The organism is Mucilaginibacter sp. P4_G9, assembly GCF_056400985.1.
In genome coordinates this window covers 1-1,341 of the sequence record NZ_JBFUKF010000747.1, presented here as the reverse complement: position 1 = coordinate 1,341, position 1,341 = coordinate 1, and the positions used below count along the sequence as shown (strand labels likewise).

Here is a 1,341-nt window from a genome sequence, read left to right as displayed (position 1 = left end):
GTTCCATAGTACGCATTCCACCACCTATTGTTTTCTTACCCTCAAGCAACAACACCGACAGCCCTTTTTGCTGCAGTGTAATAGCTGCTGCTAATCCGTTGGGGCCGGATCCGACTATTATTGCATCATATTTATTACCCATTCTATAAAGATTACTATATACTGTTGTACATAGAATTACATTTAATTAATTATTTGATTAACGCCATTGCTTAATAAACGCGTTCTAATAACAATAGTTGGTTAAGGTTTGATATAAGTATTTGATTTATAGTAAATTAAAAATGAGCATGAAATAATTTGATTAATCAGTATATTAATGGCGTTTTCTCGCGATCCTGTTAAGCACGATTATTAGGGGTGTTATTTATATAATTCATTTACTATCAGAGCGTTATGTAAAATATGAGCAATTGGCAAATGGAACCAATTGTTTCTGTTAGAGACCTCTACATTTTTTTTAAGTATCACAGGCCGTATTAATTTTCTTCAAAATTGAAAAGTGCGGCAAATATACAGAACAAGGCTATTGCCAGCAATTCGAAAAAGCATTTGATTTCCTTTCCTAATAAAGAACAGGTCGTTGAACACGGAACGGTCATTATGTGTTTCATCTGGAAGCCGTACAGACGATCGTTAAAGACGATGACAGCCGAAGATTATCAGAAGTATATGCGGACATTATTACTCAGCGAAAGGACAGCTTGTTGCCGAGCAGCAGAAAACGCATCGAAAATGCCGCCAAAAACTTCTCTACCATTCGCAGGATCGCGCTTAATCTGATTAAAAATGAAACAACTAAGACGAGAAATGTTAAAAGCAAAAGACTTTATGCAGGATGGGCAAATGATTATTGGCTCAAAAGTCTGAAAAATTAGAAGCGTTTGGCTTGTTTTAATTGCTAAAAGCCTTTCCTTATTGAATAATTATTCACATATTGCGTCCTAAAATGAAATGAATCATCTACTGTTGATCATCATTTTTTTGCCTGGTCAGGCTTGTTCATTTTATAGAAAAACTAAAAACTTTAATGATTTCGTCTCACGATATTAATAATCCGGACCCTTATGTAAAACCAGTATTTTCTTCATCCGAAAAACTAAAAAGATTTTGTTGGAATATTGCCTGGACACTTTTATGCAAATGGACTCCTAACCCTTTACATAAATGGAGGATATTTATCATAAGGCAATTTGGCGGGAAAATTGGCGATACTAATTTTATTTATCCGAATTGCAAAATATGGGCGCCTTGGCTTTTAGAAACCGAAGATGTGGTAACCATTGGCCCCAATGTAGAAGTTTACAATCCGGGAGGGGTTAAAATAGGGCACCATACCAT

2 protein-coding genes are annotated in these 1,341 nt (G+C 35.4%); one reads left to right on the top strand and one right to left on the bottom strand.

Annotation, left to right across the window (positions count from 1 at the left end; all coding sequences use genetic code 11):
* Positions 1-142: FAD-dependent oxidoreductase (locus tag AC1DPZ_RS27295; RefSeq protein WP_477409436.1), on the bottom strand; the 142-nt coding region annotated here is incomplete at its 3' end.
* A gap of 888 nt (positions 143-1,030) precedes the next feature.
* Here AC1DPZ_RS27295 and AC1DPZ_RS27290 point away from each other — a divergent pair.
* A partial coding sequence (locus tag AC1DPZ_RS27290; RefSeq protein ID WP_477409434.1) for an LbetaH domain-containing protein occupies positions 1,031-1,341 on the top strand: 311 nt, incomplete at its 3' end.